This is a genomic window from Domibacillus sp. DTU_2020_1001157_1_SI_ALB_TIR_016 (genome assembly GCF_032341995.1).
Lineage (GTDB): Bacteria > Bacillota > Bacilli > Bacillales > Domibacillaceae > Domibacillus > Domibacillus indicus_A.
Genome location: NZ_CP135439.1, coordinates 2,493,588 through 2,514,671 on the forward strand (window position 1 = coordinate 2,493,588; position 21,084 = coordinate 2,514,671).

General features: G+C 44.4%; 23 protein-coding genes and 1 other RNA gene. 7 read left to right on the forward strand and 17 right to left on the reverse strand.

What is annotated here, in order from left to right:
- Window positions 1-12 precede the first annotated feature (12 nt).
- From RRU94_RS20735 to RRU94_RS20755, 5 genes are all read right to left on the reverse strand, one after another.
- Window positions 13-1,428, reverse strand: a complete 1,416-nt coding sequence (locus tag RRU94_RS20735) for a GntP family permease (RefSeq protein WP_315692769.1) — start codon at window positions 1,426-1,428, stop codon at window positions 13-15.
- 294 nt (window positions 1,429-1,722) lie between these two features.
- A complete protein-coding gene (locus RRU94_RS20740) occupies window positions 1,723-2,388 on the reverse strand; it encodes a CAP domain-containing protein (RefSeq protein WP_315692770.1) in 666 nt (221 codons plus the stop codon).
- 233 nt (window positions 2,389-2,621) lie between these two features.
- On the reverse strand, window positions 2,622-3,113 hold the full coding sequence (locus RRU94_RS20745) for an amidase domain-containing protein (RefSeq protein WP_315692771.1): 492 nt from the start codon (window positions 3,111-3,113) through the stop codon (window positions 2,622-2,624).
- A 351-nt stretch (window positions 3,114-3,464) separates the two neighbouring features.
- A complete protein-coding gene (locus RRU94_RS20750; RefSeq protein WP_315692772.1) occupies window positions 3,465-4,235 on the reverse strand; it encodes an IclR family transcriptional regulator in 771 nt (256 codons plus the stop codon).
- A 51-nt stretch (window positions 4,236-4,286) separates the two neighbouring features.
- The gene (locus RRU94_RS20755) at window positions 4,287-6,443 is read right to left on the reverse strand and encodes a malate synthase G (RefSeq protein ID WP_315692773.1); all 2,157 of its coding nucleotides are present in this window, start codon (window positions 6,441-6,443) and stop codon (window positions 4,287-4,289) included.
- 387 nt (window positions 6,444-6,830) lie between these two features.
- Here RRU94_RS20755 and RRU94_RS20760 point away from each other — a divergent pair, with 387 nt between their 5' ends.
- Window positions 6,831-7,061 carry a cold-shock protein gene (locus RRU94_RS20760; protein ID WP_242232256.1) on the forward strand — a complete coding sequence of 77 codons (231 nt, stop codon included), beginning with the start codon at window positions 6,831-6,833 and terminating at the stop codon, window positions 7,059-7,061.
- 37 nt (window positions 7,062-7,098) lie between these two features.
- Here RRU94_RS20760 and RRU94_RS20765 read toward each other — a convergent pair whose 3' ends face one another.
- Window positions 7,099-7,410, reverse strand: coding sequence for a hypothetical protein (locus tag RRU94_RS20765; RefSeq protein ID WP_315692774.1), 312 nt, complete (start codon window positions 7,408-7,410; stop codon window positions 7,099-7,101).
- A 74-nt stretch (window positions 7,411-7,484) separates the two neighbouring features.
- Window positions 7,485-7,967, reverse strand: a complete 483-nt coding sequence (locus tag RRU94_RS20770; RefSeq protein WP_315692775.1) for a DUF456 domain-containing protein — start codon at window positions 7,965-7,967, stop codon at window positions 7,485-7,487.
- A gap of 68 nt (window positions 7,968-8,035) precedes the next feature.
- Here RRU94_RS20770 and RRU94_RS20775 point away from each other — a divergent pair, with 68 nt between their 5' ends.
- Both RRU94_RS20775 and RRU94_RS20780 read left to right on the forward strand, forming a co-directional pair.
- A complete protein-coding gene (locus tag RRU94_RS20775; RefSeq protein WP_315692777.1) occupies window positions 8,036-8,413 on the forward strand; it encodes a nucleotide excision repair endonuclease in 378 nt (125 codons plus the stop codon).
- Window positions 8,414-8,623: 210 nt separating this feature from the next.
- A complete protein-coding gene (locus tag RRU94_RS20780; protein WP_315692778.1) occupies window positions 8,624-8,791 on the forward strand; it encodes an aspartyl-phosphate phosphatase Spo0E family protein in 168 nt (55 codons plus the stop codon).
- A gap of 62 nt (window positions 8,792-8,853) precedes the next feature.
- Here the strand turns inward: RRU94_RS20780 and ssrS are convergent.
- Window positions 8,854-9,054: non-coding RNA, 6S RNA (gene ssrS, locus RRU94_RS20785), on the reverse strand.
- A 127-nt stretch (window positions 9,055-9,181) separates the two neighbouring features.
- Between ssrS and RRU94_RS20790 the strand changes: the two genes are divergently transcribed.
- Complete coding sequence (locus tag RRU94_RS20790) at window positions 9,182-10,168, forward strand: LLM class flavin-dependent oxidoreductase (RefSeq protein ID WP_315692779.1); 987 nt, start codon at window positions 9,182-9,184, stop codon at window positions 10,166-10,168.
- A 39-nt stretch (window positions 10,169-10,207) separates the two neighbouring features.
- On the opposite strand, the gene RRU94_RS20795 is transcribed toward RRU94_RS20790, so the two are convergent.
- Complete coding sequence (locus RRU94_RS20795; protein WP_410492992.1) at window positions 10,208-11,803, reverse strand: catalase; 1,596 nt, start codon at window positions 11,801-11,803, stop codon at window positions 10,208-10,210.
- Window positions 11,804-11,917: 114 nt separating this feature from the next.
- Window positions 11,918-12,232: a pyrimidine/purine nucleoside phosphorylase gene (locus RRU94_RS20800; protein ID WP_315692780.1), complete on the reverse strand. Its 315-nt coding sequence runs from the start codon at window positions 12,230-12,232 to the stop codon at window positions 11,918-11,920.
- 268 nt (window positions 12,233-12,500) lie between these two features.
- Here RRU94_RS20800 and RRU94_RS20805 point away from each other — a divergent pair, with 268 nt between their 5' ends.
- From RRU94_RS20805 to RRU94_RS20815, 3 genes are read left to right on the forward strand one after another with little or no spacing between them, the layout of a single operon-like run.
- Window positions 12,501-13,970, forward strand: a complete 1,470-nt coding sequence (locus tag RRU94_RS20805) for a circularly permuted type 2 ATP-grasp protein (protein ID WP_315692781.1) — start codon at window positions 12,501-12,503, stop codon at window positions 13,968-13,970.
- On the forward strand, window positions 13,951-14,916 hold the full coding sequence (locus RRU94_RS20810; RefSeq protein WP_315692782.1) for an alpha-E domain-containing protein: 966 nt from the start codon (window positions 13,951-13,953) through the stop codon (window positions 14,914-14,916). The genes RRU94_RS20805 and RRU94_RS20810 overlap by 20 nt, the downstream gene beginning before the upstream one ends.
- A gap of 36 nt (window positions 14,917-14,952) precedes the next feature.
- A complete protein-coding gene (locus RRU94_RS20815) occupies window positions 14,953-15,807 on the forward strand; it encodes a transglutaminase family protein (protein WP_315692783.1) in 855 nt (284 codons plus the stop codon).
- Window positions 15,808-15,891: 84 nt separating this feature from the next.
- Here the strand turns inward: RRU94_RS20815 and RRU94_RS20820 are convergent, their stop codons facing one another.
- The 7 genes from RRU94_RS20820 to RRU94_RS20850 form a co-directional block, all read right to left on the reverse strand.
- Window positions 15,892-16,191 carry a hypothetical protein gene (locus tag RRU94_RS20820; RefSeq protein ID WP_242232266.1) on the reverse strand — a complete coding sequence of 100 codons (300 nt, stop codon included), beginning with the start codon at window positions 16,189-16,191 and terminating at the stop codon, window positions 15,892-15,894.
- Window positions 16,192-16,250: 59 nt separating this feature from the next.
- Window positions 16,251-18,068: an asparagine synthase (glutamine-hydrolyzing) gene (gene asnB / locus RRU94_RS20825; protein ID WP_315692784.1), complete on the reverse strand. Its 1,818-nt coding sequence runs from the start codon at window positions 18,066-18,068 to the stop codon at window positions 16,251-16,253.
- A gap of 75 nt (window positions 18,069-18,143) precedes the next feature.
- A complete protein-coding gene (locus tag RRU94_RS20830; protein WP_315692785.1) occupies window positions 18,144-18,593 on the reverse strand; it encodes a MarR family winged helix-turn-helix transcriptional regulator in 450 nt (149 codons plus the stop codon).
- Window positions 18,590-19,069: a glutathione peroxidase gene (locus tag RRU94_RS20835; protein WP_315692787.1), complete on the reverse strand. Its 480-nt coding sequence runs from the start codon at window positions 19,067-19,069 to the stop codon at window positions 18,590-18,592. The genes RRU94_RS20830 and RRU94_RS20835 overlap by 4 nt, the downstream gene beginning before the upstream one ends.
- Before the next feature lie 15 nt (window positions 19,070-19,084).
- Window positions 19,085-19,507 carry an organic hydroperoxide resistance protein gene (locus tag RRU94_RS20840; RefSeq protein WP_315692788.1) on the reverse strand — a complete coding sequence of 141 codons (423 nt, stop codon included), beginning with the start codon at window positions 19,505-19,507 and terminating at the stop codon, window positions 19,085-19,087.
- Window positions 19,508-19,597: 90 nt separating this feature from the next.
- Window positions 19,598-20,191, reverse strand: coding sequence for a TerD family protein (locus tag RRU94_RS20845; protein WP_315692789.1), 594 nt, complete (start codon window positions 20,189-20,191; stop codon window positions 19,598-19,600).
- Window positions 20,192-20,258: 67 nt separating this feature from the next.
- The gene (locus RRU94_RS20850) at window positions 20,259-21,062 is read right to left on the reverse strand and encodes a GDSL-type esterase/lipase family protein (RefSeq protein ID WP_315692790.1); all 804 of its coding nucleotides are present in this window, start codon (window positions 21,060-21,062) and stop codon (window positions 20,259-20,261) included.
- Window positions 21,063-21,084: the final 22 nt, after the last annotated feature.

Here is a 21,084-nt window from a genome sequence, read left to right on the forward strand (position 1 = left end):
TTTTCTTCCCCCTTAAACAAGTCCTGTTGTACTGTAAATGAAAATAATCAAAAAGACAGCGATTGTTTTAATAATGGTGATCGCAAAGATGTCTCTGTACGACTGCCGATGGGTAAGACCCGTTACGGCTAAAAGTGTAATAACTGCTCCGTTGTGCGGCAGTGTATCCATGCCGCCGGAGGCCATTGAAATCACACGGTGCATCACTTCAGGATCAATATGATATTTTGTAATCGCTTCCATGTATTTGTCTGACATAGCACTAAGTGCAATTCCCATACCGCCGGAGGCTGATCCTGTAATCCCGGCTAAAGTGGTTGTGGTAACAGCTCCGTTTACAAGCGGATTTGTAAACGTATCTGAAATCCCCTTGCTGACAACCGAAAAGCCCGGCAGCGAAGAAATGATACCGCCGAATCCATATTCTGCCCCTGTGTTCATTGCGGCAAGCAGTGCACCGCCAATAGCCGTGTTTACACCAGCTTGAAAATTGGTCTTAACCTGCTTCCAGTTGTATAAAAGAGCCGCAACAATTCCCGTCAGCAAAGCCATTTCTACAGACCAGATCGCCAGAACAGATGACAGCTCCACTTTCCCAAAAGAATCTAAGCCGATGGCTGCAAAATCAAATCCGTTCGGGTACCATACAGGCAATGTTTCAGTAAAAAATTTATTCATTGCGGCTACTAAAATAAGTGGTACAAAAGCGAGTGCTTTGCGAAGGGCTGATGTTTCTTTTTCTACAGCTTTTGTTTCCTCTTCTTCTTCCAAAATGTCATTGTTTAACCCGTAGTAGCCTTCACCGGCTTTGGAGGCTTTCTTCCGGCGCATCTCCAAATACAACAGGCCTGCGGCAAGCACAAATACTGCTCCGATGATTCCTAGAACTGGCGCTGCGTAAATATCTGTTTTAAAAAAGGTTGTCGGAATGACATTTTGAATTTGCGGAGTTCCCGGCAGTGCATCCATCGTAAAGGTAAAAGCGCCAAGTGCAATCGTTCCTGGAATGAGCCGCTTCGGAATGTCCGCCTCCATAAACATTTTTTTTGCGAACGGATAAACTGCAAAAACAACTACAAATAAGCTGACACCGCTGTACGTTAAAATAGCGCACATTAATACAATGGCTAAAACAGCCTGCCTGGCACCTACGAACTTAACGATTGTTTTGGCAATCGATTCTGCAATACCTGACATTTCCACCACTTTTCCAAAAATAGCACCGAGTAAAAAAACAGGGAAATATAATTTAATAAAACCGACCATTTTCTCCATAAAAATATTTGAGAAAAACGGCAAAACATGGGCTGGCTCTGTTAAGAGAACAGCCAGCAATGCACAAATCGGCGCAAATAAAATAACAGAAAAGCCGCGGTATGCGGTAAACATGAGCAGGCCAAGCGCCAGAAGTATCACAAGTAAATCCATTTTCGCTCCCCCTTAAGTAACCGTTTTCATTTTTATATTTGCAAGAGCTGTGCCAACCATAAAAGAGTCCTTTTTCCGTTGTTTTCTCCCCTTCATTCCGTGATTCCGGAAAAAAACGCGCCGATTTTTCCGGAATTTCGGAATTTTCCGCTTCTCCGGAATTTTTCTTATTTTCATCCGCTGCCGAAACCATAAGCATTCTTTCGAATAACATCTAAAGTTCTCATCGTCCACTATTCAGCATACAATGAACGCGCAAAAAAGCGGAAAATGATCTCCATTTTCCGCGCGTTTTTATTTTCCGATAAACATTTGTGTCCAGTGGCCATCTACATAGCCAACACCGATATGAGTGAATTCAGGGTTTAAAATGTTTTTCCGGTGGCCGTCACTGTTCATCCAAGCTTCCATTACTTCTGCTGGCGTTTTTTGGCCTTTGGCAATGTTTTCGCCTGCTGTTTTATACGTAATACCAAATTGTTTCATCATATCAAATGGTGATCCGTATGTTGGTGACTGGTGAGAAAAGTAGCCTTTATCTTTCATATCCTGTGATTTCGCACGAGCGACTTTGCTAAGCTCAGTGTCTAACGTTAAAGCCTTTAATCCCGCTTTAGCGCGCTCCTGGTTTACAAGCTTCGCTACTTCCTGTTCAAAAGCATTTACTGATTGAGAAGCTGCCGGCTGTGCCGCCTGCTCCTGCTTTGGTGCTTCTTGCGAAGGCGCTGTCTGCTGAGGCTTTGCTTCAGCAGCAGGTGCTGTTGGCTGTGTTACTTCTTTAGATGGAGCAGCAGCTGCTGGCTGTGCCTGCCATTTTACTTGATAATATTTTTGGTAGGTTTTCACCTGAACAGTCTTTGTCGTATCACAAGTCAGGGAAGCTGCTTCCACCTGTCCTGCTGTGAAAAGTCCAATTGACACAAGACCAGCGATTGCGGCAATGCGTACATTTATTTTCAAGGTCAAAATCCTCCTGCGTTTTTTTATGTGTTGCCCGGGCTGCGTGATTACTATAGCCCGAAACACGAAAAAACGGCAATAGATTTTGAGATGGAAAATGATAGCCTCATTTCATAATGATAGTTTCCTGCTTTGCCCACAGTGCTCAGTCCCTATCCAGCCAGCGCTGTGCTATTTTCACTTGCAAGCAGAAACAGACAGCGACATACAAGCGTAACTCTTTTACAAAGCTGTTACAAGGATATGTTTTCATCAATATGGAAAAAGTAGTAACGAATGCCGTCCGTGTGTGCCGGTGACGTCGTATAGCTCCAATGGCGGTGATAACTGTCAGCCGTGTGCGCATTAACAAGCGGTACACCGTTTTGGCGGCTTACGACAAAAGCAGCATGATCCATACGGCCATCACCGTTAAAATCATAAATGATGACGTCTCCAGGAATCAGATCTGCTGCCGATGCTTTCCGCACAGCCTTTAACCCCTTCTTCGATCCTTCTAAATACCACCTGAGCGAATGGGTCACACTCCAGCTGAAACTCCACGTACCGCCTCCAACCCACCAGCCATTTTTGCGGTCGGCGTAGCCGCCTCTCATAGGGGCGCCTCCGGCCAGCAGGCATTGTGAAACATAATTGGTACAGTCTACAGCAAACGCGGGAAAAGCGGGATTGCGTTTGTTCCACCACTTTTCCGCATAACGGACTGCGGCTTCACGATCATACATCGCCATCTCCTCCTTTTCTACAGCGTATGCCGGAAGAGAATAGAAAAACCGGCCTGAACGGATCAGGCCGGTTTTTTTATATTTATTGGGTAACTCACAACGTTCCAAGGATAAATCTTTTTCTTTATCCTTCGTTAAACCGCCGCGGTATATTAATTCCACATTATCGTTTTTGATGTCCCTAAACGACCTAAGCCCTTCCTGCTCTTAAGTCCTTGCAGCTCCGAAGCTGCTCCAGTGTGAATAAGTAAAGTCAACACTAGCAGAATGCCAGAATGTTATATGAACGTTCTAAGTTACGATCTCAATCAGATGTTAATCATAACACTCATCAAATAAAAAGTCAAGAAATTATTTCCTTTTCCATCCAAGGCGCTCTGAAATGTCGCTTCCCGCTTTTATCATGCGCTCTCTTAACGCTTTTAAGCGCTCATCCGTCATACGGAGAGTGGGGCCAGAAATTGATACAGCCGCTGCAATGGCTCCATGATGATCAAATACCGGTGCTGCAATACAGCAGATTCCAGGCTCGTTTTCTTCAAGATCGAGCGCATATCCTGCTTCTCTTACACGCGCGAGCTCTGCCAGATACGCTTCTTTCGTTGTAATGGTCTGGTCTGTATGGACCGGCAGCCCTCTTCGTTCCAATATATCGTTTACTTCTGATTGGGGCAGATGGGCTAAAATCGCTTTTCCGACAGACGTGCAGTGAACAGGCGCACGCCTGCCGACTTTTGAATGCATACGCAGCGCTTCGTGTCCGTCCAGCTTTTCAATATACACCACTTCTCCACGGTCATACACGACAAGGTGAACCACTTCATTTGTTTCCGCCTCCAACTGGCGCAGAACATCCTGTGCTTCTGATCGGACATCGAGTGATTCCAGCAGCCTTGAGCTTACCTCTAAAAAAGCGTAGCCGATTCGATAGCGGCCTGTTTCCTTATGCTGTTCAATATAGCCGTATTGCTCAAGTGTCGCTAGTGTCCGAAACACCGAGCTTTTATTAATATCCATTCCATTCGCAATTTCTGTTACACCAAGCCCCCTCGGGGATGCACTGACAAGTGCAATAATATCAAGCGCACGCGCGACCGATTTAACGACGTTTTCTCTTTCCAACCGAATCCCTTCCTCACTATGCAGGAAAAGCCGGCCGGGGCCCGCTTTCCTTTATGATGTAATACGATATTTTTCTTTTGCCTGGAGCCGTTTTTCGTGCAGGATCGGTTCTGTGTAGCCATTCGGCTGCTTATATCCTTTAAAGATCAACTCACAAGCAGCCGCAAAGGCAACCGAATCATGATAATTCGGCCCCATTGGCCGGTAGCCGAGATCCCCCGCATTTTGCTCATCAACTACTTTTGCCATTCGCTCCAGCGTGTCCATAACCTGCTTCTTTGTGCAAATTCCATGATGCAGCCAGTTGGCCATGTGCTGGCTTGAAATTCGGAGAGTCGCCCGGTCTTCCATCAATCCGGTATTATAAATATCCGGCACTTTGGAACAGCCAATCCCCTGTTCAACCCACCGGACAACATACCCTAAGATTCCCTGGGCATTGTTATCGAGCTCTTGCTGAATATCTTCTGGACGCCAATTTGCTTTGGACGCGATTGGAATTTGCAGCATCATATCCCGAAAAGCGGAAGCTTGATCGGCGATTTCTTTCTGGCGGTCAAATACGTTCACTTCATGGTAATGAATGGCGTGCAAAACAGCTGCTGTCGGGGACGGAACCCAGGCTGTATTGGCGCCAGCCTGCACATGGCTGATTTTCTGCTCCATCATATCAGCCATCAAGTCCGGCATTGCCCACATTCCCTTACCGATTTGCGCCCGGTGTCCAAAGCCCGCTGCCAATCCGCTCGCTACGTTCGATTTTTCATAGCCCTCCAGCCAGGCTGTTTTTTTCATTTCCCTTTTTTGAATCATCGGACCCACTTCCATTGACGTGTGCATCTCATCGCCAGTCCGGTCTAAAAAGCCCGTGTTAATAAAGACAATCCGGTTTCGAACAGCTGCGATACATTTTTTTAAATTAAGAGACGTTCGGCGCTCTTCATCCATCACTCCGATTTTAAGTGTGTATCGCGGCATATTTAATAAATCCTCAATCCGGTTAAATAAATCGTCTGCAAAAGCCACTTCCTCAGATCCATGCATTTTTGGCTTCACAATATAAATGGAGCGCTTGCGTGAATTCTTCCGGTTCGGCTGCCCGAGTGCTGACGGCTTGGCAATGGCGCTTGTGATCACACCATCCAAAATGCCTTCAAAAATTTCATCACCATGCTCGTCCAGTATGGCATTGCTGGTCATTAAATGGCCAACATTTCGAACAAACATAAGAGAGCGGCCGGGAAGTTCAAACGGCGCACCATCCGGCGATATATAAGACCGGTCTGCATTCAGTGTACGTTGGATCTGCCTGCCGTTTTTTGTAAAAGAAGCGGATAAGTCTCCCCGCATCAAGCCCAGCCAGTTTTCGTACACAAGGAGCTTGTCTTCGGCATCGACGGCCGCTACAGAGTCTTCACAGTCCATAATCGTCGTTATGGCTGCTTCCAGTAAAATATCTTTAACCCCCGCTGGATCTTTTGAGCCAATTGGGTGCTCCGGATCCACTTGTATTTCAATATGCAGGCCGTGGTGCACGAGCAAAATCCCTTCTTCACTCGTTCCTTTTAATTGCTCTGGGTTCTTCAGTAATGTCTCGCCATTTTGTAAAGAAACGATCAGGCGGCCATTTTCTATACGATAGCCGGTTGATTCTGTATGTGAACCTGCTTCAAGCGGTGCTGCTGTATCTAAGAACCGGCGTGCAAAAGCAACGACTTTCTTGCCGCGAATCGGATTAAAGCCGGCTGACTTTTCCGCACCGTCCGTTTCCGGAATGGCATCTGTACCATATAACGCATCATACAAGCTCCCCCATCTTGCGTTAGCTGCGTTAACGGCATAGCGCGCGTTATTTACCGGTACAACAAGCTGCGGACCGGCTTGAAGCGCAATTTCATCATCTATGTTTTCCGTTTGGATCGTGAAGTCTTCCCCTTCAGGCTCAAGATAACCGATTTCCTCCAAAAAGGTTTTATACGCTGCCGGCTCAAAAGAATGCTTTCGATGCCAATCGTTGATTTGAGCCTGCAAGTCATTTCTTCGCTCCAAAAGCTTCTTGTTTTTCGGTGTAACATCCGCCACAAGCCGACTGAAACCCGCCCAGAATGCTTCCTGATCCACCCCTGCCGGAGGAAGCACACGGCTGTTTACAAATTCATAAAATCGATCATCTACTTGCAGTGACCCTGCTTTCACATAATTCCCCACGTATAACATCCCCTTTGTTTGGTATTACGCAACAATGTTTCAAAAAAAATCTTAAAAAAAGAGTAACATGGCTTTCAGAAAATTTCAACTTCTTTCTGAAAGCCTTTTCTCATTTTTTCCATAATTTTTGTAATATTGGATAAAGCTTCACCATGGCCAAAATGACTACTGCCCAGACTATAATTTGTAAAATAAGATCATTCATCGCTATCTTCTCCTTTACATCCCAGTATATCAAAAATAAAGGGATATTTAACGGATCATCGCACGCCCGACTTGAGATAAGGCCTGCTTAAAAACAAAAATAAACAGCAAAATGTATCAGAACGAGGCAAAGTGTGAGATAATAGACAAGATTGACCAATAATCCCGGGGGTGGCGTTTAAAATGTCTTATTACAGCAAAAATCGTACGGAACCATTGCCAAACGTTGATATCGAGACATGGGAATGCCCGTCGGAGGGCTGCAAAGGCTGGATGAGAAAGAACTTTTCAGATGATGATTCACCAACGTGCCCATTTTGCGGGAGCGAGATGGAAAACGGAACCCGGCACACGAATTCGCTGCAAAACAATACGTTTCGTAAACCGGCAGAGGCCGAACAAAAAAAAGCGTGATCCCTCTTGGGAATCCGCTTTTTTCTTTTGCCTGCTTTTATTGATTTCCAGGTTTGTCAAAAGCATTTGTTTTTTTCGATGCTTTAATCCGATACCGCTTATCACTTTCTGTTTTTGGAAAAAATTCAATTTCTTCCTCTGTTACAGAAGGTTTCTCTTCCTTTTCTTCGATCATTTCCTGAAGAAGATGACCTTCCGCCTCTGTCATCCGGGCATCGTACGTATCCATCAACCGCTGCAGGTCTTCAAGCGTTTCTGCCCGTCCATCATGCTGCACTTCTTTTAACAAGCGGTTTGATTCTTCTTCTGTTAATTCCATATATCCAACTCGTATCCGTTCAGCTGCCATTGCTCAAGCCTCCTGTATGCTTCTTCATGGTATGCTCTATACCCTTACAGAGGAAGCATCCAAACATGGGACGGCTACAGGATTGCTTCTGCCAAAAACCAGCCGATCATAATAAGCTGGATCACCACTTTGGCCAGCGTTCCGCTTAAGAAAGCAATAAGCGTGGCGTACGCAACAAAAAAAGCCTGTTTTATATTTTTTAAAACAATGAGTTCAACCGCAAAAACCGCTACAAATGGCACAATCAAAATCCCAAAGGGCGGGATGATAAACGAACCCGCAATAAGAGCAATCACCGCTGTCCACTCGCCCCATTTGGAACCGCCGTATTTTTTTACAAAGTAGCTGTTTGCCAGAAAATCAGCTAAAAACATAAGCGCTGTTAAAACAAGCATGCCAATCCAAAAAAGAATGGATAATTCCTCGCGGCTAATGCCAACATAATAAAGACCAAACCCTGCCCACAAAACGAGAACCGATGGAACAATTGGAAATATGAAGCCGGCAAAGCTTGCGATAAACAGTAAAATAATAACTGCCCAAACAAAAATAGACACACATATCCCTCTCTTCTCTGTTATGATAGCATTGTACCATTATGCAAAGGAATAGGAAGTGATTCACATTGATTAATATTGAACTGCCTCAGGCTGACTACATTTTAACAAGAAAACGGAATCCGGAGGACACAAGTGAAGCGCTGATCGCACGTGAATACGGATTTACCGATTATCATAAAATTCCACGTGATAAACCAGGCGTTTTTCTTTTTTATGATGCACAGGACCGTCTTCTGTTTGTTGGAAAAGCCCGTAAACTTCGCATGCGTATCCGCAAACATTTTGAAGACAACGTGTCCGACATTAAAAACCACCGTGATGACGTCCATAAAATTGTTGTTCTTGTGGTCGATAACCCAATGGAACGGGATATTTATGAAACCTACATTATTAATACGTTCGAAGCGAAATACAATACGGATAAAGCGTTTTTCCGTTCTTAATCCTGCAGCCGGTTTTTTTTGAAGCCGGCTTTTTCCCACTTTCTATGCTGCTTCTTTTTCGAAAATTTCTCCTTTCTGTCAAACAATCCACTCCATCTGTAACGTTTTGATACGTTTTGTCGAATCTGTTTTAAATAATACGATCTTTTCGTATACTAAATGCTGTTCTCTTATAAAAAAAGTATGGAAAGTACTCGCGGAGGTTTCAAAATGAATACGTTGTTAAATCGTGATGAGTTAATGAAAAAAATTAAAAAAGTCCGCCGGGACATGATTGCATCCGGTACAACAAAAGGATTAAGCCATGCAGAGACCGTTCAGTACAGCCAGGAACTGGACGAGCTGATGAATCAATTTCAGCCCTATAGCAAGTTTTAAACATTTTTTCTCCTTATTGTTTTTCAGGCACAAAAAAACCAGCTCCGAAACGGGGCTGGTTTTTTTGTGCCGCTTTTGCCGTATTATCAAAAATAAGAAAGTTTTAAACCACCACTCCTCAAAGTGGGTGTTTGCAAAAACGTTCATGTCTGTCCTCCCTGCCGAACCGGCAGAGGCTTGTCAATCCCGCTTTAATGTTAAACTCCCTATTACAGCTTAAAGGTTAAAACTTAATTAAAAAAACACGTACAATGCAGCTGTATTCGTATCTTACTTCTTTTTCGCCTGAAATGCAAGCCGTTTTATTTTGCCACACGAAATATTCCTGCTACACTAAACAGACGAGAAATGAGTACCTTTACTTACCTTATATGAAAGAAGTGTTTATAGATGTCTATCTCTTATTCTGCTCTTGATCTTGCTCCTATTACAGCGGGAAGCACCGCTTCAGAATCTTTTCAGCGTTCTGCTGACCTCGCCCGTCATGCAGAAAAATGGGGTTATAACCGGTACTGGCTTGCTGAGCATCATAATATGCCCGGCATTGCAAGCTCTGCCACATCCGTGGTGATCGGCCATATTGCCGCCGCTACAAAAACAATCCGGGTTGGCTCCGGAGGCATTATGCTGCCTAATCATGCGCCGCTTGTCATCGCAGAACAATTCGGTACCCTTGAGTCCCTGTTTCCTGGACGCATCGATCTGGGGCTTGGCCGCGCTCCTGGAACGGACCAGGTGACGATGCGGGCACTGCGCCGCCAAAATATGAGCGACGGGCACGACTTTCCAGAGCAGCTGGCTGAGCTGCGCGGATACTTTAATGGTACAAATCATGTTCATGCCGTTCCGGGTGAAGGCTTGTCCATTCCGATCTGGCTGCTTGGCTCAAGCGGGTTCAGCGCTCGCCTCGCTGGTGATTTAGGCCTGCCATTTTCTTTTGCAAGCCACTTTTCTCCAGATCATACGCTGCCGGCGCTCGCCCTTTATCGGCGCCATTTTACCTCATCGGACGTTCTCGAAAAGCCGCATGCTATGCTTGGCATAAACGTTATTGCCGCTGATACGGACCAAGAAGCAGAGTGGCTTGCTACATCCATGCAGCAGCAATTTTTAAACCTGATCCGCAACAAAGCGGTGCCTCTTCAGCCGCCAGTGGAGAGCATGGACGGCATTTGGACTGAATTTGAAAAAGCAGCACTGCAGCAGCAGCTCGGTTCCTCCATCATCGGCGGTCCGGAAACCATTAAGAAAAAATTAGCCGCGTTCATCGAAGAAACCCGCGCGGACGAACTAATGATTAACGCGCAAATCTATGACCATGAAGCAAGGCTGCATTCCTTTGAACTCGCAGCAGACGTTTTGCGTTCGCTCGAATAAAAATCAAAAACCCCCTTCACCATGGTGAAGGGGGTTATTTTAGTATGGATCCGCCTCGTGACCTTCTTGTTTTGCAGTATCCGCTGCTTTTTTCGCTGCCGCTGAACCAGTATCTCCAGCCCTTTGTTCCATCTTCTGTTTTGCTTTTTCAAGCCCTTCCGCTACACGGCGGCCATACTCCTCGTCTGCTTTTGTAAAGTGTCCGATCATGGCTTTTTGAATATCCGGGTGTGATACGCTGAGCGCATCAACCAAATTGCTGATCAGCTCATCGCGTTCCCAGTCTTCAAAACTCCGGTATGTATCACCTGCCTGCCCGTAATCGTTTTTGCGGTCAATCGGCTGCTTTATTAATTTAGCGTTGTAAGCAGGCTGATGGTCTGCACCGGCTTTTTCTGCTTCTTTTAAGCCATCCAGCATAGACGGCTCGTAATTCACATGCGGATTCCGCCCATCGTCTACATAGTGGGCATGCTGGCCATCGCGCTGATTGGTCGCAACCCGCTTTTTAGGTTTATTGATCGGAATTTGTAGGTAGTTTGCTCCAACACGGTAACGCTGGGTATCTGAGTAAGAGAACGTACGCCCCTGGAGCATTTTATCATCAGAAAAATCCAGGCCATCTACTAGCACTCCTGTCCCAAAAGCCGCCTGCTCAACTTCTGCAAAATAATTTTCCGGATTTTTATTGAGGACCATTTTCCCAACCGGCAGGAACGGGAATTGATCCTGAGGCCATAGCTTTGTATCATCAAGCGGATCAAAATCAAGCTCTGGGTGCTCATCATCACTCATAATTTGTACGCAAAGTTCCCATTCCGGGTAGTCACCTTTTTCAATCGCTTCATAAAGATCCTGTGTGGCATGGCTTGTGTTCATTCCTTGAATTTCATTGGCTTCTTTTTGCGTTAAGTTCCGAATGCCCTGCTTTAACGGCTCCCAATGATATTTCACCAGCACCGCTTCACCCGCTTCGTTTACCCACTTATACGTGTTAACACCCGAGCCCTGCATTTGGCGATAGTTTGCCGGAATGCCCCAAGGGGAAAATAAGAAGGTAATCATATGAGTCGCTTCCGGTGTCTTGGAAACAAAATCAAACATGCGCTCCGGATTTTGAATGTTTGTCACCGGGTCTGGCTTAAACGCATGAATCATATCTGGGAATTTCAGTGGATCACGAATAAAGAAAATTTTCAGGTTGTTGCCGACAAGATCCCAGTTGCCATCTTCTGTATAAAATTTAACCGCAAATCCACGCGGGTCGCGGGCTGTTTCTGGAGATTCCTTCGCTCCGGCAACCGTTGAAAACCGAACAAATACCGGTGTCCGCTTGCCTGCTCCTTTAAATACCTTTGCCCGTGTATATTTAGCAACATCTTCGTCGCCGACTTTCCCATACGTTTCAAAATAGCCATGTGCCCCGGCACCACGCGCATGCACAACCCGTTCCGGAATACGTTCACGGTCAAAATGGGAAATTTTTTCAATAAAATGATAGTTTTCGAGCGTTGCCGGACCACGGTTTCCAACAGTTCGAATGTTTTGATTGTCTACAACTGGATGTCCCTGACGGTTTGTTAACGTTTCTTCCGTTTCACCTGTCCCCGTTTTTTTCTTGTCTTCGTGTTCCACATGTATTCCTCCCTGCCAAATTGAATTCACATTCCCATTATTTATATCCTTTTTCCAAAAATTTAAACAAAAAAAGCGCTCGAAAGGGAGCGCAAAAAACGAAAAACAACTTGATTACTCAGACAGATAAGAGCAGCAATAATCCACAATTGTATGTACTTTTAATTCAAATGTTTCATTGGCCGGCACGAAGAAAACACCCGCTCCGTCAATCGTTTCCCAGTCACCGCCTTGAAGCTTGTATTCGAGCTTTCCAGCTGAAATATCCATTTCTTCTTTTAACTCCGTTGAAAATGTATATTCCCCGGGCATCATAATACCGAGCGTTTTTTTAGTTCCATCCTGCAGGAAAATGGTTCTGCTCGTTACCTTCCCGTCGAAATAAATGTTTGCTTCCTTTGTAATATCTACGTTTTTTAGTTGAGTCATATTCTCCATCCTTTCACTTTCTCCCAATAATTTATCATAAAAGCCCAGCTCATTAAACAGAATTTTCCCACTACTTTTCACTTTTCTTGCACATGTTAGAAATTCTATTTTTCCTTTCAAATCTTCTGTTTGCATTTTATTATTTTTTTATACTTTAATTTCGTCAAGAAATCTTACATAAATATGTAAGATTTCTTGACGAAATTAAAGGTATTTACCGTCATTTGTTGTATTCTTACAATAAATACTTTTAAGGAGAGTCCTGAAAATGTTTAAACCATACAATAGTGATCCTTATTTCGACGAAATGATTGACCAAAACGGAAATCCGAGGGAACATTACCAACGTTTTTATAACTCTCTTCTACAATTGAATCCTGAAGAATTAAAAGAAAAACAGGATACAGCAAATTTAAATTTTTTACGTCAGGGCATAACGTTTACCGTCTATGGAAATGAAGGCGGGACCGAACGGACGCTGCCTTTCGATTTTATTCCTATTATTATCCCATCTGACAAGTGGAAGCAAATCGAAAAAGGAATGGTACAGCGTGTCAAAGCATTAAATTTGTTTTTAGATGACATTTACCATGGTCAAAATATTTTGAATGATGGGATTATTCCGCGTGACCTCATTGAACAAAACCCTTACTTTTACTACCAGCAGGCAGGCGGGGTAGACATCCCGCTTCGAAACTATATTTTTTTGGCAGGCATTGATTTAATCAAAGATGAAAAAGGTGTTTATAGAGTACTTGAAGACAACTTGCGAAACCCTTCCGGCATGTCATATGTATATCAAAACCGGTATGTGATGCGCCAGGTTTGTCCGGAATTCTTTTCAAAGCATTCCCTTAACATGCTGGAAGAACAAATCGGCCACCTGCACGCTGCTTTAATGTCCCATCTTCCTAAAAATGCAAGAACAACCGCCGATCCACGAGCTGTTTTGCTAACACCGGGCATGTATAATTCCGCTTACTATGACCACGTTTTTTTAGCACAGCGGATGAATATTTCTCTTGTTGAAGGGCGGGATTTGATTGTTAAGGACAAAATCGTCTACATGAAAACAATCAGGGGACTAAAACGGGTTGATATTATTTACCGGCGTATTGATGACGATTTTCTTGATCCACAGGCATTTCGAAAAGATTCCCGTTTAGGCATTCCCGGCCTGCTCGATGCGTACCGGGCAGGAAATGTTTCGATCGTAAACGGCATCGGCAACGGGGCTGCAGATGATAAAGCGATCTATGCTTATGTACCTGATATGATCAAATATTATTTAAACGAAGAACCGATTATCCCAAATGTGGAAACCTATATGCTGCGAAATCCTGAACAGCGCGAATGGGTGCTTAAGCATATTGACCAGCTTGTTGTTAAAAACGTAGGAGCTTCCGGAGGCTACGATATGTTGATTGGCCCGCACGCGTCTGAAGAAGAAATCGCTGTTTTCAAAGAGAAAATTATGGAAAACCCCAATCAATATATTGCGCAGCCGACCATCAAGCTGTCACGAGCACCGGTTTATCAGGATGGCCGCTTTTATCCTTGCCATGTAGACCTTCGTGTATTTGTGATGAAAGGGGAAAACATTAATGTTTTTCCAGGCGGCCTGTCACGTGTTGCGTTAAAAGAAGGCTCACTCGTTGTGAACTCTTCACAAGGCGGAGGAGCAAAAGATACTTGGGTATTAAAGGAGGAACCACAGCATGCTAAGCAGAGTCGCTGATTCATTATATTGGATGTCTAGAAATGGTGAAAGAACAGAGCAAAACGCGCATATCCTCAGTATGCAGCTGATCAAAATGCTCGAATCATCCGAGCAGGAAACGGCTGCACAAGATGACTGGGAAACCGTTCTTGATATTTGCTCGTCAAAAGAGGAATTTTCTTTTTTGTATAATAGTATACAATTAGATAACATGGTAGATTACTTAACATTTTCAAAAGAAAATATTAATTCGACCGTAAATACCGTGTCAATCGTTCGCGAAAATGCCCGCATTACCCGCAATCATATCCCGAATGAGCTGTGGGAGGTCTGGAATGAATTTTATTTGGCTCTTCCGAAGATAACGCAAACAGTAAACTGCTCTCTTCCGGATATCCATTTCTTTTTAAATCAAATTAAAAAAACATCGTTTACCGCAACAGGGGTGATAGACGCTTCTATGGCACGTGATCTTCCTTATCACTTTATGAAGATCGGCAGATGGCTTGAACGGGCAGAGAAAACAGCACGTATTTTGCACGTTTTTTACCAAAAATCAAAACAGGCTGGCGAAACCACGACCGATGATGTTGCCTGGCGTTCCGCGTTGCAGTTTGTAAACGGAGCTGACACATACTTTAACCGTTTTTCTCCTATTATCAATCCGGATTGTGTGATTAAGTTTCTCGTGACAGACGTCTCTTTCCCACGCTCGATCCGCTACTGTATAGACCATATTTGGGAAGCCATCAAAAAATTAGAAAATGAAAAAGTGTCCCATTATTCTTGGCGGATGTATGCGCTGCTCGATACGATGATGACAGAGTTTCATGAAGATTACCTGAACAGCCTGGCAGAAGAAAAAATGGAAGATTTCCTGCTTCAATCGTTAAATCGCTGCACAGAATTTGGCAAAATATTCTCTGAGACGTATTATTTAATGGAGCGTGAATCTATTATGTGAACGAATAAACCAACGCACTTGGAGAGTGATGGCTTTATGAAATATGAAATTACCCATACCAATATTTTCGAATACGAAAATGATGTGGACCAAAGCATGAACCATATTCGTTTAAAACCAAGTACCGACGAATGCCAGCACCTGCTTTCTTATCAGATTGATATTACTCCTCCTTCTATGACAAAAGAAAGCATAGATTTGTGGGGAAATACCGTGGAGAGCTTTCTTATCCCACAAAAACACCGCTCATTAGAAGTAAAAACAACTTCTGTTGTCAGCATTCAGCGGGCGCCGTTTATTGAACGAATTGAATACTCTTCTGAAATGAAGTCCATTTTTCATTCAAGGCGGTTCAAAGAGCACTATCTTCCTTTTTTAAAGGAAAATACATATACCTTTCTTAGTCCGGAACAAGTAGAAGAAATGATGCAGTCTGTCGGTAATATTGAAAATCCTGTTCAATTTTCACTGGAATTAATGCGGTATTTGCATAAGACATTTACGTATGATACTGAAGCCACGAATGTTCATACAACGGCCCAGGAAGCTTTCGCTTTGAAAAAAGGCGTCTGTCAGGATTATACGCATGTTATGCTCGGCATGCTTAGAAAAAAAGGGATCCCAGCCAGATATGTCAGCGGCTATTTATACACAGGAGACAATGCAGAATTTATTGGCGACTCAGCTTCCCATGCCTGGGTAGAAGTGATGGTGCCCGGAATTGGCTGGATTGGGCTTGATCCAACCAATAATGTAGAAGCACTAGAAAATCATATTCGAATCGGCATTGGCCGGGACTATACAGATGTCAGCCCTCTTCAAGGGATTTACAGAGGCGGCAGCCAGACACTTGAGGTGAAAGTAAGTGTGAAAAAACTGGAGTCTCTTTAACACATAAAAAGGAGTTATTCCAAAAGTCCACTCCCTCGACTTTGGAATAACCCCTTTTTTATGATAAAAACATGTAAGGCAAGTTTATTCGCTGTGAATATCAAATGTAATATCCTGATTGCGATGGTCTATATAAGCAACGCTGAAAAAGCGGTCTCCTGCTTTATAGCCATCGGGTGTTTCAAATTTATAAAATGTTTTTTGACGGTCTTTTCGATCTGTTATATAACGGTCTGAAACCATTTCGTAAAACTTTGATGTTTCGCCGCACTTGATATGAAAGTGAGTGCCTTCACCGAGCTTGAGTTCTTCTTCAAACGACTCGCCTTGTTTCCACTCACCTTGCCCGTTTCTATATACACATGTCATTTTATTTGTTTTCATTTTCAGCACTCCTTTCGTATTTGATTACTATATTCCCCGATTTCCTGCTCAAAAACATCTTATTTGTCATAAAACCTAACAGAATATTCCTCAAACCATTCGTGCATTTGAATAAAATAAGCAACAAGCTGCGGTCCAGTCATCAACTGACCAAACCACGGATATTGAAAAGACGCCCCGCCGGTCTGTGCGAGTTTCTCAAGTCCTTCTTTTGAGAAAAAGTGCAAGAGCGGTGTATCCTTCTTTAAAATATCCTGCAGCATGCTTGACACGGCTGCTGTATACGCTGGATGATGCGTCTTTGGATACGGGCTTTTCTTCCGATACAGCACATCTCCCGGCAGAACACCATCCAGTGCTCTTCGAAGAATGCCTTTTTCACGCCCGTCTGCCATTTTCATCTCCCACGGTATGTTCCAGACGTATTCAACAAGCCGGTGATCTGCAAACGGTACACGCACTTCCAGTCCTGCCCCCATGCTCATCCGGTCTTTTCGTTCCAAAAGTGCGGTCATGAATGATACCATATTTAAATAAAACAGCTCTCTGCGCCGGCGCTCCACATCTGATTCCCCATCGAGCTTTGGTGTCTCGTCCCGCAGTTTGCCGCTTTGCTCCAGTCCGTATTCCTTTAATGGAAGAACCTTCCGCCATTTATCGTTTAACAGCTGGGATTTTTCCTGCATGGAGGTAATCCACGGAAACCCTTCTTCCGATCCGTTCCGGTGAAACCACGGATACCCGCCGAACACTTCATCTGCACACTCTCCTGACAAGCCGACAGTAAAGTCCTGCTTGATTTCATGGCAGAACCAAAGCAGGGACGAATCCACATCGGCCATGCCCGGGAGGTCACGCGCGCGCATGGCTTCTTTTAATGCATGAGCCAGTGTTTCCTGATCAATCACTTTTGTGTGATGAACGGAGCCAATGTGCTGCTGCATTTTTTCGATCCATGGCCGGTCTTCCCCCGGCTGAAAAACGTTTTGCTTGAAAAAGCGGCTGTTATCTTCGTACTCAATCGAATACGTATGAAGCGGTGTGTCGAAAAACTGAGCTGCAAATGCACTGATTGCACTGGAATCTACCCCTCCAGACAGAAAGGTACACACCGGTACATCTGCCGTCAGCTGACGCATTACAGCATCCTGCAGCAGCTCCCGGACACGCAAGGCTGTCTCAGGAAGGGAATCAGCATGCGGGGCGCTCTGTACATTCCAGTATCTCCATACTTTCACCCCGGTCTTTTTTACAGTTAGCGCGTGCGCCGGCCGAAGCTCTTTGATCCCTTTAAACACTCCCTGTCCCGGTGTACGGCCTGGTCCGATCGCGATCAGCTCCATAAAGCCTAATCGGTCAAGTTCCGATTTCACATCTGGATGGGCAAGCAGCGCCTTGATTTCTGAGCCGAAAATAAACGCGCCATTTTTTTCTGTATAAAATAATGGCTTCACACCGAGCCGGTCACGTGCCATAAATAACTCCCCACGTGTTTGGTCCCACACACCAAACGCAAAAATGCCATTCAGCCGCTCCAGGCACTTTTCACGCCACTCGATAAATGAATAAAGCAGCACTTCCGTGTCCGAATGTCCTTGAAATGAGTGACCGCACTTTTTGAGCTCAGCCCGGATTTCTTCCGTATTGTACAGCTCACCGTTGTATACAATGGTGTACGTTCCGCGCGTCATCGGCTGGATCCCGCCTGTCGGATCTACGACGACAAGCCGCGTATGACCGAATGCTACATGTTCCGCTGTCCAAATGTTAAAATCGTCCGGTCCCCGTTTTTCAAGTGTCTGCGCCATCTGGCGGACTGTTTCTTTTTTACTGGCAAGCTCTTGATTAAAGTGTACAAAGCCTGTTATGCCACACATGCGCATCACCCTTTCCCGTAATACGATATGCGCGACCTGTCCGAAACATGACAACAAAAAAATTCCGCCGATGCACTACGCATCGGCGGAATTTGTTCTTTTTTTGAGTTTTTGATGCAGATCATTAAGCCTGGTCATCAATTCTTTGTATTCGTCCACGTTAATTTGACAAAGTTCGATTTCCTCTGCCACACGCTTCGTAATAGCCCTCTGCTGCTGGTGCGCTTTTTCCTCTAAATAGATAAATACTTTTCGTTCATCTTCTTTGGAGCGCTCTTTACGCACCCATCCATTTTCCTGCATACGTGAAATCATCGGTGTCAGTGTTCCAGTACCAAGGTCGAGCTTTGCACCAAGCTCTTTCATCGTTACTTCATCTCTTTCCCATAAAGCCAAAAGCACTAAATACTGCGGATACGTAAGTCCAAACGGCTGCAATACGCTTGTATACAGCTTGTTAAACTCACCAGCTGTTTCATAAACAGCAAAACAAAGCTGGCTGTTCAGTGAGCGGAAATCATTCATGATAGGATTTTTTTTACATCCTCTTCTATTTTTTCAGGGCTTGTCTGTGGTGCATACCGCTCGACAACCTGCCCGTTTCGGTCGACGAGAAATTTTGTAAAATTCCATTTGATTTTTTTGGACAGCATCCCTTTTTTCTCGGTTGTTAAGTGAACAAACAGCGGGTGTGCATCCTCACCATTTACATCAACCTTGGCAAAGATGGGAAACGTAACACCATAGTTTACCCGGCAAAATTCGGTCGTTTGATTGATATCGTCATATTCCTGGTTGTTAAACTGATCACACGGAAACCCGAGAACAACAAAACCGTCGTCTTTGTACTTTTCATATAAAGACTGCAGGCCGCCAAACTGCGGCGTAAATCCGCATTTGCTTGCCGTATTGACAATCAACAGCGGTTTGCCCTCGTACTCTTTTAACGGCATTTCATTGCCGTTCGGTTTTTTAACGCTAAAATCGTAAACAGTTGTCACAGAACTCCCTCCTCCTTATTGCTTTACAGACAATTCAACATCAACGTTACCGCTGATCGCTTTTGAATATGGGCAGAAGTGGTGCGCTTTGTTCACATATTCCTCTGCTGTTGCTTGGTCTACTCCTTCAATGGACACTTCAAGCTTAACACCAAGCTTAACACCTTTATCGGCTTTGTCCGGGTAAAGAGCAACGGTTGCTGTAACCTGGCTGCTTTGGAATTCAATGCCTCCCTGTTCAAGCAGCAATTCAAGTGCACTGTTAAAGCATGCACTGTAGCCCGCTGCAAATAACTGCTCTGGATTTGTAGCTGTTGTCGCATTGCCGCCAAGTGCCTGTGGTTTTTCAACATCTAAATTAAAAATGTTGTCCGGTGAATGAACTTCTCCGTCGCGTCCGCCTGTGTTAATAATTGTTGTTTCAAAAATAGGTTTCATTCGAAAAACTCCTTTAATCGTTTTTTAAATCTTGTACGATTAAATCGTACAAGATTTAAAAAAAAAACACAACTAAAAAAGCTGTTTTATTTAAAACAGCTTCTCAATATGCGGCGGGGAGATTTTATTCATTCCTTTTTTCTTATTGAAAAACCCTTCCGGCAAGGATGTGAGACCGTATGCACGACAAATAGACCGAAAATCGCCGGATACACCACTTCCGGTCAAAACGATTCTCCAGCCTTTTTCTGCCCGTCGGATATCACCAATCACGACGCCGGCTGCGTCCGAAAAGTCTTCTCCTAATTCATACCGGACAATTTCTTCTTTTATTTCATCATTGATCATCCGGACAAATGCAGCGTTCACATCGCGGAATGTCCGCCCGCCCGATTCGTGAAGAGCAATGGCAAGAACAATTTTATCCACTGTATCAGGAAGCATCGACAGCTGTACGTAAAGCTCTTCATCATCACCGCTGCCGGCTCCTGTTTGATTATCGCTCGATAAAAGAAGCGCTCCGTCGAAAGCAGTGAGCTGATTGTAAAAAACAATATGTTCACTTGAGCGCACACGGTTCTCCCTATCTACAAGCAGCGCCATCATATCCAGGTCAAAAAGCGAAGCGCTTCCATCCCATCCTAACGCAATTTTCATAGATCCATTCAGCCGGTTCGGTTTCATGCAAATCCCCCTTTTGTTTCATCCTAACAGGTGCGGGCTTTCTTTCCAAGCAAAAGCCCGCTCGTTTTTACCGTACTTCCTGCTGAAGCTGAAACAGCATTTGGTCCGCAATAGCATGGTAGCCAAACTCGTTCGGATGAATCCCATCATCTGACACATTCTGTGGTGTTTCACTGTTGATCACTTCGGTGGTATCGACGACAACCGCATAATCGTGCTTGGCTGCCAGCTCATAAAATTGAAGGTTCCATCTTGGCAGGAGCCGGTCTGCCATTGAATACAGTTCAAATTCTTTATCAAGCGGATTGTACAATTCTAACAGCAAAACCGTGGCTTCCGGATTTAACGTATGCACCCGCTCCATGATGTCGGTCAGATTGGTATTAAATGTTTTTTGAAGCGAATCCACGGATTGAACAGCCTCATAAAACCCTTTTTGGAAGCCAAGCTGCAAAATATCATTGCCGCCGATATTAATCGTCACAATATCCGCTTTCTTGATCTGATCATCAAACTCTCCGCCCTGCACGAGACGGTTTAATTCAGTACTTGTAATTTCATTAATGCCTTCGTTTTGGAATTCAACCTCTTTTTGAATGGATGACTCAAGGCTTTCCGAAAAAGACTTCACGAGATTTTCTTTCGGCGGTGCACCAAAACCGGTAATAATAGAATCTCCAATTGCCAGGTGGCGAAGTACCTGCTTGTCACTTTCGCGGAAATAATCGATATATGTCTCTTTCCGCTCACTTGCAAGCGTCTGCGGTCCTTCTTTTAATTGTTCTATCTGATATTGCGGGTAATAAATCCAAATCGCGAAACCTGCCACACACACTGCTACAACACTTAAAATGGTGGCGATGACTTTCATGCCTCTTTCTTTGTTCCTCCTT